14 protein-coding genes are annotated in these 14,218 nt (G+C 67.5%); all 14 read left to right on the plus strand.

All coding sequences use genetic code 11. The annotated features are described in order from the left end of the window. The first annotated feature begins 157 nt into the window (after positions 1-157). The 14 genes from IHD13_RS04810 to dctP all read left to right on the plus strand — a co-directional run bounded on the left by IHD13_RS04810 (position 158) and on the right by dctP (position 14,137). The gene (locus IHD13_RS04810; RefSeq protein WP_195859901.1) at positions 158-1,627 is read left to right on the plus strand and encodes a protein adenylyltransferase SelO; all 1,470 of its coding nucleotides are present in this window, start codon (positions 158-160) and stop codon (positions 1,625-1,627) included. A 9-nt stretch (positions 1,628-1,636) separates the two neighbouring features. After that, complete coding sequence (locus tag IHD13_RS04815) at positions 1,637-2,605, plus strand: LysR substrate-binding domain-containing protein (RefSeq protein ID WP_195859902.1); 969 nt, start codon at positions 1,637-1,639, stop codon at positions 2,603-2,605. 98 nt (positions 2,606-2,703) lie between these two features. After that, entirely contained in the window at positions 2,704-4,170 is a 1,467-nt protein-coding gene (locus IHD13_RS04820) for a 2-hydroxymuconic semialdehyde dehydrogenase (protein ID WP_195859903.1), read from the plus strand. 14 nt (positions 4,171-4,184) lie between these two features. Next, positions 4,185-4,994 (plus strand): fumarylacetoacetate hydrolase family protein, encoded by an 810-nt coding sequence (locus IHD13_RS04825; protein WP_195859904.1) that lies wholly within the window; start codon positions 4,185-4,187, stop codon positions 4,992-4,994. 11 nt (positions 4,995-5,005) lie between these two features. Continuing rightward, positions 5,006-5,947, plus strand: a complete 942-nt coding sequence (locus IHD13_RS04830) for an acetaldehyde dehydrogenase (acetylating) (protein WP_195859905.1) — start codon at positions 5,006-5,008, stop codon at positions 5,945-5,947. Between the two features lie 11 nt (positions 5,948-5,958). After that, positions 5,959-6,981, plus strand: a complete 1,023-nt coding sequence (gene dmpG / locus IHD13_RS04835; protein WP_195859906.1) for a 4-hydroxy-2-oxovalerate aldolase — start codon at positions 5,959-5,961, stop codon at positions 6,979-6,981. Further along, entirely contained in the window at positions 6,978-7,745 is a 768-nt protein-coding gene (locus tag IHD13_RS04840; protein WP_195859907.1) for a 2-keto-4-pentenoate hydratase, read from the plus strand. The genes dmpG and IHD13_RS04840 overlap by 4 nt, the downstream gene beginning before the upstream one ends. A gap of 21 nt (positions 7,746-7,766) precedes the next feature. After that, the gene (locus IHD13_RS04845) at positions 7,767-8,198 is read left to right on the plus strand and encodes a RidA family protein (protein WP_195859908.1); all 432 of its coding nucleotides are present in this window, start codon (positions 7,767-7,769) and stop codon (positions 8,196-8,198) included. Further along, positions 8,198-8,770, plus strand: coding sequence for a 3-hydroxyanthranilate 3,4-dioxygenase (locus IHD13_RS04850; protein WP_195859909.1), 573 nt, complete (start codon positions 8,198-8,200; stop codon positions 8,768-8,770). The genes IHD13_RS04845 and IHD13_RS04850 overlap by 1 nt, the downstream gene beginning before the upstream one ends. Further along, a complete protein-coding gene (locus tag IHD13_RS04855; RefSeq protein WP_195859910.1) occupies positions 8,767-9,753 on the plus strand; it encodes an amidohydrolase family protein in 987 nt (328 codons plus the stop codon). The genes IHD13_RS04850 and IHD13_RS04855 overlap by 4 nt, the downstream gene beginning before the upstream one ends. Positions 9,754-9,939: 186 nt before the next feature. After that, the gene (locus IHD13_RS04860; RefSeq protein WP_195859911.1) at positions 9,940-10,926 is read left to right on the plus strand and encodes a TRAP transporter substrate-binding protein; all 987 of its coding nucleotides are present in this window, start codon (positions 9,940-9,942) and stop codon (positions 10,924-10,926) included. Between the two features lie 44 nt (positions 10,927-10,970). Next, entirely contained in the window at positions 10,971-11,519 is a 549-nt protein-coding gene (locus tag IHD13_RS04865; RefSeq protein WP_195859912.1) for a TRAP transporter small permease, read from the plus strand. After that, on the plus strand, positions 11,516-12,775 hold the full coding sequence (locus IHD13_RS04870; protein ID WP_195859913.1) for a TRAP transporter large permease: 1,260 nt from the start codon (positions 11,516-11,518) through the stop codon (positions 12,773-12,775). Before IHD13_RS04865 ends, IHD13_RS04870 begins: the two co-directional genes overlap by 4 nt. Positions 12,776-13,033: 258 nt before the next feature. Continuing rightward, the gene (dctP, locus tag IHD13_RS04875) at positions 13,034-14,137 is read left to right on the plus strand and encodes a TRAP transporter substrate-binding protein DctP (protein WP_195859914.1); all 1,104 of its coding nucleotides are present in this window, start codon (positions 13,034-13,036) and stop codon (positions 14,135-14,137) included. Positions 14,138-14,218 lie beyond the last annotated feature (81 nt).

A 14,218-nucleotide genomic window follows, 5' to 3' on the forward strand; every position in this document is an offset into this window, starting at 1 on the left:
CCCAGGGAGGGGTTCACAGCGTCTTTGCGAAGGCTTGTCCCCAGGGTAGCCCCGGGCCTCAACAGAGGGGAGCATTACCCGAGCGGGGTGGGGAATGGTGGCCAGCCTTCGTGGTCATCCGTAGAGTAAGCGCCATTATCCGATTGCGGAGCCTGCCATGTTTCCCGACTTCACCCTGCGCTATGCCCGCCTGCCGGCGCACTTCTACGAGCCCTTCACCCCCGTCCCGGTGGCGGCGCCGCGGCTGTTTGCCTTCAACCGCCCGCTGGCCGAGGAGCTGGGCTTCGATTTGACCGCCTTCGACGAGGCCCAGGCCACCGCCTGGTTCTCCGGCAATGCCGTGCCTCCCGGTGCCGAGCCCCTCGCCCAGGCCTATGCCGGCCACCAGTTCGGCGGCTTCAATCCGCGCCTCGGCGATGGCCGGGCGGTGCTGCTGGGAGAGGTCACCGACCGGGACGGGCGGCTCAGGGATATCCAGCTCAAGGGTGCCGGGCGCACGCCCTTTTCGCGGGGGGGCGACGGTCGCTCGCCGCTGGGGCCGGTGCTGCGGGAGTACCTGGTGAGCGAGGCGATGCATCGCCTCGGCGTGCCCACCACCCGGGCCCTGGCGGCGGTGACCAGCGGCGAGCGGGTGTTCCGCGGCGTGCCGGAGCCCGGCGCCATCCTGACCCGGGTGGCCTCGAGCCATATCCGCGTGGGGACCTTCCAGTACTTCGCCGCCCGGGGCGACCAGGAGGCGGTGAAGACCCTCGCCGACCTGGTGATCGAGCGTCACTATCCGAGCCTGCGCGAGGAGGCGGCGGGCGAGCGCTACCTGGCCCTGGTGGCGGCGGTCCAGGCCCGGCAGATCCGCCTGGTGGCCCAATGGATGGGGCTCGGCTTTATCCACGGGGTGATGAACACCGACAACTGCAGTATCGCCGGCGAGACCATCGACTATGGCCCCTGTGCCTTCATGGAGGCCTACGACCCCCGCACGGTGTTCAGCTCGGTGGACGATGGCGGCCGCTACGCCTATCGCAACCAGCCGTGGATCGCCCAGTGGAACCTGGCGCGCCTGGCCGAGACATTGCTGCCGCTGATCGACGACGACCATGAGCGTGCCGTGGCTCGGGCCACCGAGCTGATCCAGGCTTATGAATCGGACTACGAGGCCGAGTGGCTGGCGGTCTTCCGCACCAAGCTGGGGCTGACGCAGGCCGAAGCGGGCGATCAGGCGCTGGTCGAGGCCCTGCTCGAGGCGCTGCAGGCCGGCCACGCCGACTTTACCCTGAGCTTCCGGTACCTTGCCGAGGCGGTCGAGGCAGACAGCCCGGCGCTGCTCGAGCGGTTCGAGAACGACGCGGCGTTGCGCCGCTGGCTGCCCCGCTGGCGCGAGCGTCTCACGCGGGAAGGCGTCGATGCGTCCGCCATCGCCGAACGGATGACGGCGGTGAACCCGCTCTATATTCCCCGCAATCACCAGGTGGCGGCGGCGATTGCCGCCGCGGAGGACGACGACTTCGCCCCCTTCGAGGCCCTGCGCCAGGTGCTCGCCGAGCCCTTCGCCGAGCAGCCCGGTCGTGACGCCTATGCGCGGCCCGCGGCCCCCGCCGAGCGGGTCTTCCGCACCTTCTGCGGTACCTGAGGCCAGGCCATGAAATACACCGATATCTCCATTGCCCGTAAGCTCAAGTTCCACCAGCTGATGGTGCTCGATCAGGTGGTGCAGAGCGGCTCCATGCTGCGCGCCGCCCAGGCCCTCAACCTGACCCAGCCGGCGGTCACCAAGGTGATCCACGACCTGGAGGCCTACTTCGATGCGCCCCTGCTGGTCCGCGGCAACCGGGGCGTCAGGCCCACCGAGCTGGGCGAGCTGGTGCTCAAGCGCGCCAAGGGGCTGCTCGCCGAGCTGCGCAGCCTTACCGATGAGGTCAATGCCTTCCAGGAAGGCACCAGCGGCCAGGTGGTGGTGGGCACCCTGATCTCGGCGTCGGTATCGCTGCTGCCCAGGGCGATCCGTCTGCTCAAGCAGCGGGCGCCAGGGGTGATGGTGTCGCTGCGGGTGGGACAGATGGATCAGCTCTTCCCGGCCCTGGCGGTGGGAGATCTCGACCTGGTGGTAGGGCGCATCCCCGATGACTGGCAGTGGCGGGACGAGGCCGCCGAGCTGTCGGTGGCATCGCTCTACAACGAGGGGCTCAGCGTGGTGGCGGGGGCCGATCATCCCCTGCATGGCGAGTCGGCGCTGCGCCTGTCGGACCTGCAGGGCTACCCCTGGGTGCTGCCGACCCGGGAGTCGCTGCTCAGGCGCACCGCCGACCGGCTCTTCGCCGGGGCGGGGCTGAGCATGCCGCAGAATGTGGTGGAGTCCCTCTCCATCCTCACCAACCTGGCGTTGATGCAGGATCAGCAGACCATCGCCTTGATGCCCCAGGAGGCGGCGCGACCCTTTACCGAGGCGGGGTTGCTCAAGGCGTTCGACCTGGGCGAGTCGCTGGTCTTCGGTGATATCGGCTGCTTCTTCGCCTCGGGGCGGGAGCTGGGGCCGGCGGCGCGGCTATTCCGCGAATGCCTGGAGCGGGTGAGCGAGGCCGATGGTGGGCCGTTGCTCCCTGGTATTTAAACTGGGAATATCTGAAGCCTCTAGTTTTATTATCGATTAATACCCGCTCTGGCTAGACTCGATCCGAAACAAGCCATCACGCCGTTTCGGAGAAGACCGTGTCGACCCCAGCCCCCCAGCTCCTCAATTATGTCGGCGGTGAGTTTCTCGCCACCGACCAGACCTTCCCCAATATCTCGCCCATCGATGGCCGCCTGCTGAGCCGGGTCTGCGAGGCCGACGAGGCCCTGGTAGGCCGTGCCGTGGCCGCCGCCAAGGCCGCCCAGTCGGGCCCCTGGGGGCGTACCAGCGCCAGCGAGCGGGCCGATCTGTTGATGCGCATCGCCGATGGCATCGAAGGCCGTTTCGAGGAGTTCGTGGCCGCCGAGGTGGCCGACACCGGGCGCCCGGTGGAGCAGGCGCGGCGCCTGGATATCGCTCGCGGGGTGCACAACTTTCGCACCTTCGCCGAGCTGATTCGCCAGTCCGGCGGCGACTACTTCGAGATGCGCGCCGCCGACGGCAGCGATGTCTTCAGCTACACGGTGCGCAAGCCCCATGGGGTGGTGGCGATCATCTCGCCCTGGAACCTGCCGATGCTGCTGCTCACCTGGAAGGTGGCGCCGGCCCTGGCCTGCGGCAACTCGGTGGTGGTCAAGCCCTCCGAGGAGTCCCCCTCCACCGCCACCCTGCTGGCCGAGGTGATCCACGCGGCGGGCCTGCCCGAGGGCGTCTTCAACCTGATTCATGGCTTCGGGCCGGGCTCCGCCGGCGAGTTCCTCACCAAGCACCCGGAGGTCGATGCCATCACCTTCACCGGCGAGTCGCGCACCGGCAGCGAGATCATGAAGGCGGCCGCCGACGGCGTGCGGGACGTCTCCTTCGAGCTGGGCGGCAAGAACGCCGCCGTGGTCTTCGCCGACTGCGACTTCGAGGCGGCGGTGGCCGGCGTGGCCCGCTCCAGTTTCACCAACTCGGGCCAGGTCTGTCTCTGCTCGGAGCGGGTCTATGTGGAGCGCCCGATCTTCGAGCGCTTCGTGGCCGCCCTCAAGGCGAAGGCCGAGGGCCTCAAGATCGGTTACCCGGACGAGCCCGGCGTCGACATGGGCTCGATGATCTCTCGGCAGCACCGGGACAAGGTGCTCGGCTACTTCGACCTGGCCCGCGAGGAGGGCGCCACCCTGGTGACCGGTGGCGAGGTGCCCGAGTTCGGCGATGCCCGCGACCAGGGCGCCTATGTGCGTCCCACCATCTGGACCGGCCTGCCCGACGATGCCCGCTGCGTGCAGGAAGAGGTGTTCGGCCCGGTCTGCCATATCGCCCCCTTCGATCGTGAGGAGGAGGTGGTCGAGCGGGTCAACGGTACCGCCTATGGCCTCGCCACGGCGCTGTGGACCCGCGACCTGGGCCGCGCCCATCGCCTCTCCCGCCGGTTCCATGTGGGCATGGTGTGGGTCAATACCTGGTTCCTGCGCGACCTGCGCACCCCCTTCGGTGGCGCGCGTCTCTCCGGCCTGGGCCGGGAGGGGGGCCGTCACTCCCTCGATTTCTATTCCGAACTGACCACCATCTGCGTCAACCCCTGAGCGAGGAGATTCCCATGCATACCGCCCTGATCGAGGCCGCCGAGCGCCTTCGCCAGGCCCAGGCCTCGGGCCGGCCCTGCGCGCCGGTGCGCGAGCTGATCGCCCGCGCCCAGGCCGAGGAAGACGGCGACCGGGTCGCCCTGGCCTACGCCGTCCAGCAGCACAATACCCGCCTGGCCGAGGCCCAGGGGCGCCGCCGGGTGGGCTTCAAGGTGGGGCTCACCTCCCGCGCCGTGCAGCGCCAGCTGGGGGTCGACCAGCCGGACTTCGGCGTGCTCTTCGCCGATATGGCCGCGGGTGATGGCCAGCCCATCGCCGCGGAGGCCGTGTTGCAGCCCAAGGTGGAGGCGGAGATCGCCCTGGTGCTGGGTCGGGACCTCGACCACGAGCGCCACACCCTGGCGGACCTGATCCGCGCCACCGACTTCGCCCTGCCGGCCATCGAGGTGGTGGGTAGCCGCATCGCCGACTGGGATATCCGCCTCGAGGACACCATCGCCGACAACGCCTCCTCCGGCTGCTTCGTGCTGGGCAGTCGCCCGGTCAGGCTCGAGGCCCTCGACCTGGTGCGCTGCGGCATGAAGATGACCCGCCGCGGCGAACCGGTCTCGGTGGGCGCCGGGGCCGCCTGTCTCGACAACCCCCTCAATGCCGCCGTCTGGCTGGCCGACACCATGGCCCGCTTCGACGAGCCGCTGCGGGCCGGCGACGTCCTGCTGACCGGTGCCCTGGGGCCCATGGTGGCCGCCGCGCCGGGGGATGTCTTCCAGGCCGACATTCAGGGGTTGGGCAGCGTGACCGCCGCCTTCGCCCAGTCACAGTGAGGGGAGCGACCATGAGCAAGAAAGTCAAAGTGGCCATCATCGGTTCCGGCAACATCGGCACCGACCTGATGATCAAGATCCTGCGCCACGGCGAGTCCCTGGAGATGGGTGCCATGGTGGGCATCGACCCGGCCTCCGACGGCCTGGCCCGGGCCCGTCGTTTCGGTGTGCCCACCACCGCCGAGGGCATCGATGGCCTGCTGGCCATGGACAATATCGACGAGATCAAGATCGCCTTCGACGCCACCTCCGCCGGGGCCCACCAGCGCCACAACGCGCTGCTCCAGGCCCGCGGCATCAAGGTGGTCGACCTGACCCCGGCGGCCATCGGCCCCTACGTGATCCCGCCCATCAACCTGGACGAGCACCTGGACGCCCCCAATATCAATATGGTCACCTGCGGTGGCCAGGCCACCATCCCCATGGTGGCGGCGGTTTCCCGGGTCACCCAGGTGCACTACGGCGAGATCGTGGCCTCCATTTCCAGCCAGTCCGCCGGCCCCGGCACCCGGGCCAATATCGATGAGTTCACCGAAACCACCTCCCAGGCCATCGAGACCTGCGGCGGGGCCGCCAAGGGCAAGGCGATCATCGTTCTCAACCCCGCCGAGCCGCCGCTGATCATGCGTGACAGCGTCTTCGTGCTCGCCGAGGAAGCCGACCGGGACGCCATCGAGGCCTCCATCGGCGCCATGGTCGAGGCGGTGCAGGCCTATGTGCCGGGCTATCGCCTCAAGCAGCGGGTGCAGTTCGAGTCGATTCCGGCCGAGCGCCCGGTCAACCTGCCGGGCCTGGGCCCGACCCACGGCCTCAAGGTCTCCATCTTCCTGGAGGTGGAGGGCGCCGCCCACTACCTGCCCGCCTATGCCGGCAACCTGGACATCATGACCTCTGCCGCCAAGGCCTGTGCCGAGCGCCTCGCCGAAACCTGCCTGCTGGCCGCCACCGTCTGAGGAGACCCGCCATGAGCAGAAAACTCTATATCTCCGACGTCACCCTGCGCGATGGCAGCCATGCGGTACGCCATCAGTACGGCCTCGAGGAGGCCAAGCGCATCGCTCGCGCCCTCGACGCCGCCCGGGTCGACTCCATCGAGGTGGCTCACGGCGACGGCCTGCAGGGCTCGAGCTTCAACTACGGTTTTGGCGCCCACAGCGATGTGGAGTGGATCGCCGCGGTGGCCGAGGTGGTGGAACACGCCATGATCACCACCCTGCTGTTGCCGGGCATCGCCACCGTCCATGACCTGGACGCCGCTTTTGCTGCCGGCGCTCGGGGGGCGCGCATCGCCACCCACTGCACCGAGGCGGATGTCTCCCGCCAGCATATCGAGCATGCCCGCAAGCTCGGCATGGACACCGTGGGCTTTTTGATGATGAGCCATAGGCAGACGCCCCGGGGCCTGGCCGAGCAGGGCAAGCTGATGGAGTCCTACGGGGCCCAGACCATCTATGTGGTGGATTCCGGTGGCGCCCTGACCATGGACGGGGTGCGCGAGCGCTTCCGGGCCATGAAGGACATCCTCGATCCGGCCACCCAGCTGGGCATTCATGCCCACCACAACCTGAGCCTCGGCGTGGCCAACTCCATCGTCGCGGTGGAGGAGGGGTGCGATCGGGTCGACGCCAGCCTGGCCGGCATGGGCGCCGGCGCGGGTAACGCGCCCCTGGAGGTGTTCATCGCCGCCGCCGAGCGCCTGGGATGGGATCACGGCACCGACCTCTACACCCTGATGGATGCCGCCGACGATATCGTGCGGCCGCTGCAGGACCGTCCGGTGCGGGTCGACCGGGAGACCCTGGCGCTGGGCTATGCCGGCGTCTACTCCAGCTTCCTGCGCCATGCCGAGGCCGCCGCCGAGCGTTATGGCCTCAAGACCGTGGACATCCTGGTGGAGCTGGGCCATCGCAAGATGGTGGGTGGCCAGGAAGACATGATCGTCGACGTGGCCCTGGACCTGTTGGCCCAACAAGGAGAGCGCGCATGAGCATCGAGATTTCCGCTATCGCCGAGGCGCTGGATCAGGCGGCCCGCCGTGCCGAGCCCCTGGCCCAGTTCAGCACCCACACGCCCTTCAGCCTGGACCAGGCCTACGCGATCCAGCGCGCCTCCATGCAGCGCCGCCATGACGACGGCGAGCGCAGCATCGGCATCAAGCTGGGCTTCACCAGCCGTGCCAAGATGCAGCAGATGGGCGTCGACAGCCTGATCTGGGGCTGGCTCACCGACGCCATGCTGGAGGAGGACGGTGGCGAGGTGGCGCTGTCGCGCTATATCCACCCCCGCGCCGAGCCGGAGGTGTGCTTCCTGGTGGGACGCACCATCGACCGGCCCCTGACCCTGCTGGAGGCGGCCGACTATATCGAGGCGGTAGCCCCGGCCATCGAGATCATCGATTCCCGCTACGAGGCCTTCAAGTTCAGCCTCGAGGACGTGGTGGCCGACAACTGCTCCTCCTCCGGCCTGGTGGTGGGGCCCTGGTCCCGGGACCTTGCGGGGCTCGACAACGCCGGGGTGCTGGTGCGCCTGGACGGCCAACTGGTACAGGCCGGCTCTACCGCGGCGATTCTCGGTAACCCCCTGCGCAGCCTGGTCGAAGCCGCCAAGCTGGTCAGCGAAGCGGGCCTCAGCCTGCCCGCCGGCAGCCTGATCATGGCCGGCGCCGCCACCGCCGCCGAGGCGTTGCGCCCCGGTGTCCACGTCAGCGTGGAAGTGGCCGGCTTCGGCGCATCCGCCTTCACCTGCGTCTGATTACCCCACGAGGAGCCTGTCATGAGCACCCGTCGTGCCACCCTGGTAGAAGGCAAGGCCAAGCCCCGGGGTGCCTTCCCCCATATCAAGCGCGCCGGCGACTTCCTGTTCGTCTCCGGTACCAGTTCACGCCGCCCCGACAACAGCTTCGAGGGGGTCGAGGTGGACGAGATGGGCACCACCCGGCTCGATATCCGCGCCCAGACCCGGGCGGTGATCGAGAACATCCGTGACATCCTGGCCAGCGAAGGGGCGGGCCTCGGCGATGTGGTGGAGATCAGTGCCTTCCTGGTCGATATGAACGACTTCGGCGGCTACAACGCCGTCTATGCCGACTACTTCGACGAGACCGGCCCGACCCGCACCACGGTGGCGGTGCATCAGCTGCCCCATCCGCATCTGCGCATCGAGATCAAGGCCATTGCCTATTCGCCCCGCAAGGAGAACGAATAATGGACAAGCATCACTACAGCCCACCGCTCAACTTCAATCGCTGGCTCGAGGAGCATGCCCATCTGCTCAAGCCCCCGGTGGGCAACCGGCAGATCTGGGCCGACAGCGACTACATGGTCACCGTGGTGGGCGGGCCCAACCAGCGCACCGATTTCCACGACGACCCGGTGGAGGAGTTCTTCTACCAGTTCAAGGGCAACGCCTACCTGAACATCTGGGATCGCGGCCGCTACGAGCGCATCGAGCTCCGGGAGGGCGACATCTACCTGATGGCGCCCCATGTGATCCACTCGCCCCAGCGCCCGGAGCCCGGCAGCCTCTGCCTGGTGATCGAGAAGACCCGCCCCGAGGGGCTGCATGATGCCCTGCAGTGGTCCTGTGCCCGCTGCGGCAATGTCATCAAGCGCTACGAGATGCAGCTGGAGAGCATCGTCACCGACCTGCCGCCGGTCTATGAGCGTTTCTACGCCACCAGTGAAGAGGAGCGGCGCTGCAGCCAGTGTGGCGAGGTCCATCCGGGTCGCGACTGGGAGACCTGGCACCGCATGCTGCATGAGGTGCATGGCCAATGAAGATCGATATTCACTCCCACTTCATGCCGCCCATCAGCCAGGCCGAGGCGGCTCGCCTCGATCCGCTGCGGGCGCCCTGGCTGAAGACCGAGGGGCGCGGCGGCCAGATCATGGTGGGCGACACGCCCTTCCGGCCGGTCAACGACCTGCTCTGGGATCCGGCGCGGCGTGTCGATTACCTGGACGAGCAGGGCCTCGACGTCCAGATCATGTGCGCCACCCCGGTGATGTTTGGCTACGACCAGCCGGTGGCGCGGGCCCTGCCCTGGGCCCAGTTGATGAACGACAAGGCCCTGGAAATGGCCGCCTTCGCGCCGGATCGCCTCAAGGTGCTGGCCCAGGTGCCCCTGCAGGATATCGATGCTGCCTGTCGCGAGGCGAGCCGCGCCAAGGCCGCCGGCCACCTGGGCGTGCAGATCGGCAACCATGTGGGGCCCAAGGATCTCGACGAGGAAGGACTGGTCACCTTCCTGCAGCACTGCGCCACCGAGGAGATTCCGCTGCTGGTACACCCCTGGGACATGATGACCGACGGACGCATGAAGAAGTGGATGCTGCCCTGGCTGGTGGCCATGCCCGCGGAGACCCAGCTCGGCATCCTCTCGCTGATCCTCTCCGGTGCCTTCGAGCGCATCCCCGAGACACTGAAGCTGTGCTTCGCCCATGGCGGCGGCGGTTTTCCCTACCTGCTGGGGCGCGTCGACAACGCCTGGCGGCATCGGGACATCGTCCGCGAGGATTGCCCGAACCTGCCCTCCAGCTACGTGAAGCGCTTCTACGTGGACTCGGCGGTCTTCGACGACGGCGCCCTGCGCCTGCTGGTGGACGTGATGGGCGGCGACCGGGTGATGCTCGGCTCCGATGCGCCCTTCCCGCTGGGCGAGCAGTCCATTGGCGCCGGGGTCAGCGAGCACCCGACCCTGCCAGCGGCGGACAAGTCGCGGATCCTGGGGGGTAACGCCAAGGCGTTCTTCGGGATTTAAGGCGGCATCGGGACCCTGCCCGAAGACGAGGGGACACCCGCGCCTACAGGTATTCCATATTAAAATACCAGGGGCCGATTAATTTATTTTTAGATTATATCCGCGCTGGCTAGACTCCCGAGACAGGGGGAATCCCGCCCGGATCGGGCCCTGGAGACGTCACCACCACGAGGTCGAGATACCATCATGAACAATATCAACAAGATCGCATCGACAACCCTCGCCATTGGCCTGGCCATGGCGTCCTGGAACGTTCAGGCACGGGATTTCCGCCTGGGCATGATCACGCCGCCTTCCCACCTCTGGACCCAGGCCGCCGAGGCCTTCGCCGAGGACCTGGCCGAGCGCTCCGGCGGGGAGCACAGCGTCAGCGTCTTCCCCTCCCAGCAGTTGGGTAACGAGGCACAGATGGTGCAGCAGATGCAGGCCGGCTCCCTGGACATGGCCTTCCTGACCATCGCCGAGATCTCTAATCGTATCGATGACTTCGGCGCCCTCTATGCCCCCTACCTGGTGGATGACGTGGAACATGCCGCCCGCCTGCTGCGCTCCGACGTGGCCGGTGAGCTGCTCGAGCTGATGCCGGCCGAGATCGGCCTGGTGGGGGTCGGTTACGGCATGTCGGGGATGCGCCAGATCCTCAGCCGGGGGGCCATCGGGTCGCCCGATGACCTGCGCGGCCAGCGCCTGCGCATCACTCCCTTCGAGCCGATTCGCGACTTCTATCTGGCTGCCGGTACCGCGCCCACCCCGCTGCCGCTGCCGGACGTCTATGATGCCCTGGCCAATGGCCAGGTGGACGCCATCGACATGGATTTCGAAGCGATCGAGGCGCTCAAGTTCTACGACCAGGCCGAACACCTGCTGATCTCCAACCACATGATGTTCCCGATGGTGGGCGTGGTCTCGGGACGGGTCTGGCGCGAGCTCTCCGCCGAGGACCGTGAGCTGATCATCACCACCATGAACACTCACCTGGATGGCGTCATCGAGAGCGTCCTGGAGCGGGAGCCGGCCCAGGAGGCCACCCTGCGTGGCCTGGATATCACCATCACCGAGGCCGATGAGACGTTCTTCCGGGGGGCCGTCGAGGCATGGGAGGCGACCTGGCGCGAGCGAGCACCGGCACTGACCACGCTGCGTGAGGCGGCGGCGGTGCTCCGGGTCGAGTAATGCATCATCCAATGCCCCGGGGTCGCCCGGGGTTGGGGCTCCCTATGCTTAAGCAACTCTCTCAAGGGCTGGTCCGTATCGAGTCGATGGCCGCGGCCCTGCTGGCGGCGGCGGTCACCGCCCTGATCCTGCTCAATATCGTCACCCGGGCCCTGGGCAGTCCGCTCTACTGGGTCAATGAACTGGCGATTCACGCCATGGTCTGGATGACCTTCCTGACCACTTCGGTGGTGCTGAAACGCCGTGAGGGGATCGCCGTGACCCTGCTGGTCGAGGCGTTGCCTGCCCGTGGGCAGGGGCTCTCCCGCCTGGTGGTGGATGCTGTGGTACTCTTCTTCGCTGGCCTGCTGCTGTGGCTCTGCTGGCGCTGGTACGACCCCATGACCCTCTGGGCCACGGGCTTCGATATCGCCGCCTTCCAGAGAGAGACCTTCAACTTCGTCTACTCCGAGCGCACCAGCACCCTGGGGCTGCCCAAGTTCTGGTCCTGGCTCTGTCTGCCGGTCTTCTCGGCGTCTCTGGGGCTGCATGGCCTGGTCAACCTGATCGATAGCCTCAAGGGCCTCGCGGCCGGGCAAAGGAGACTGGCATGACTCTCGCCGTATTCGCACTCTTGCTGCTGGGGGCGGTACCCATCGCCCTGGTGCTGGCCCTCTCCGCGGCCTGGTATATCGTCGATTCCGGCAACACCCTGCTGTTCGCCTCCTACCCCCAGCAGCTGTTCGGGGCCATTGAGCACTACGGCCTGCTGGCGATTCCGCTCTTCATGCTGGCCGGGGAGCTGATGAACGAGGGGGGCCTGACCCGCCGGCTGATCGACCTGGCGCGGATCCTGGTGGGCGGCTTCCGCGGCGGCCTGGTCTATATCAACCTGGTGGCCAACATGATGATGGCGGCCATCGTCGGCTCGGCGGCCTCGCAGATCGCCATCATGTCCCGGGCCATGGTGCCGGCCATGGAGCAGGAGGGCTACGACAAGCCCTTCGCGGCGGCGGTCACCGCGGCCGGTGGCCTGATGTCGCCGATCATCCCGCCGTCGATGCTCTTCGTGCTGTTCGGGGTGATCGCCCAGGTGCCCATCGCCGACATGTTCATCGCCGGTATCCTGCCGGGGCTCTTGATGGGCGGGCTCTTCTTTATCGCCATCACCGCGATCGGCCTGGTGCAGCAGTATCCCAGGGGCGACTGGCCGAGCCGTGCCCAGGCGCGCCATTACCTGTGGATGGGGCTGCCGGCGGTATCGATTCCGTTGATCATCATCGGCGGCATCCTCTCGGGGCTGGCCACCCCCACCGAATCGGCGGCACTCGCCTCCCTGGCGGCGCTGCTGATCGGCCGCTACGTCTACCGGGACCTGAGCTTCGATCGTCTGCCGCGGATCCTCGAGCGCACCGCCATCAACGCGGGACTCGTGATCATGCTGATCGCCGCCGCCGGGGTCTTCGGCTGGGTGATTATCTACGAGCAGCTGCCGCAGATGGCCGCCGCCTGGATCGCCGCCCTGACCACCGATCCCTTCCTCTTCCTGCTGCTGGTGATCGGCGTGCTGCTGCTGGTGGGGATGATCGTCGACGGCATCGCCGCCCTGATCCTGGTGGTGCCGATCCTGCTGCCCATCGCCACCCAGCAGTTCGACATCACCCCCTACCAGTTCGGCGTGGTGGTCTCCCTGACCCTGGTGCTGGGGCTGCTGACGCCGCCGGTGGGGGCGGGGCTCTTCATCGCCTCGTCGATGACCGGGGTGCCGCCGCTGCGGATCTTCCGGGCCCTGCTGCCCTTCCTGCTGATGAGCCTGATCGCCCTGGTGCTGCTGGCCTGGCAGCCCTGGCTGACCCTGGCACTCCTGTAACCCCGCGTGACTCCCCGAAGACGAGGCGCTTGTGCAGTAATGCACAAGCGCCTTGTGCTATTGCGTGTTGTTCGCCAACGATCCCCCTGACTACACTCGATGAGGCCGTATTGGCTTTACCTAATGGTCAGGCCGATCGGCGAATAACGACAAGAATTCCGGGTTGGCCTGGCGATGGCGCCGGTTGCCCAGGCGGGCGGGAGTCTGTCTAGGCGTGCATCTGGGCACGGGCTGACCGATCACAAGGAGCACGCAGCAATGACAAGACGAGTGAGCTTCGCGGTATCCAGCCTGGTCGCCGGCATCGCCCTGGCGGGCCTTTCCAGCACTGCCCAGGCCCAGCAGCAGTGGACCATGACCACCACCTGGCCGGACAGCCTGGCGCTGATCGAGATGGACCGTCACTGGGCGGAACTGGCCAACCTCTTGACCGGCGACGAGCTGCAGATCGAGTTTCACGCCGGCGGCACCCTGATGCCCGGCACCGAGGTGTTCGATGCCACCGAGAGCGGCAGCATCGAGGCCGCCGGCGACTGGCCCGGCTACTGGGCCGGGCGCAACTCCGCCTTCTCGCCCCTGGGCACCACCACCAGCCTGTTCAATGCCGTGGATTACCTGAACTGGATCCTGGAGTGGGGCGGCTTCGACCTCTACCAGGAGATCTACGGCGAGTACGACCTGGTCTACCTGCCCTACGGCATCACCAACAACGAATCGGGCTTCATGGGACGCACCCCCATCGAGAGCCTGGCCGACCTGGACGGCAAGCGGCTGCGTCTCTCCGGTCGCGACCAGGGCCGGGTGCTGGAGCAGTTGGGCGGTTCCCAGGTGACCCTCTCCGGCGGCGAGATCTACCAGGCCGTGGAGCGGGGCGTGGTGGATGGTGCCGAGTTCTCCACCCCGGGGGTCGATTTCGGTGCCGGCTTCGCCGAGGTGGTGGACTACTGGGCGGTGCCTGGCTGGCACCAGAGCGCCAGCGTCTTCGGGGTGATGATCAACCGCGACGCCTGGGACGCCCTCTCCGAGGAGACCCAGCAGAAGCTGCGCATCGCCGCCGAGGCCACCATGGCCTGGTCCCTGGCCTGGTCCGAGCGGGGCTCCACCGAGGGCACCGAGGCCTTTATCGACGCCGGGGTGCAGATCTCCCAATTCTCCGATGAGGACCTGGCACGTATCCAGGAGATCACCAACGCGGTGATCCTGCAGGGCGCCTGCGAGAACCCCACGCATGCCCGGGTCTACCACTCCATGGTCAGTTACCTGGAGCACTACGCCAGCTGGCGCGATATTTCCGCGCCCTTCAACATGAGCCGAAGCAACGACAACCTGCCTTCTTTGGAGGAGCTCGAGGCCTGCCTCTAGGCGCCTGCTTGCGCTCAGCCCCATAAGGCCCGCCCCTCGGGCGGGCCCTTCCCCGCCGCGCTTTGTCTTGCCTAGAGGAGA

Source organism: Halomonas sp. 328, assembly GCF_015645095.1.
Taxonomy (GTDB): Bacteria; Pseudomonadota; Gammaproteobacteria; order Pseudomonadales; family Halomonadaceae; genus Bisbaumannia.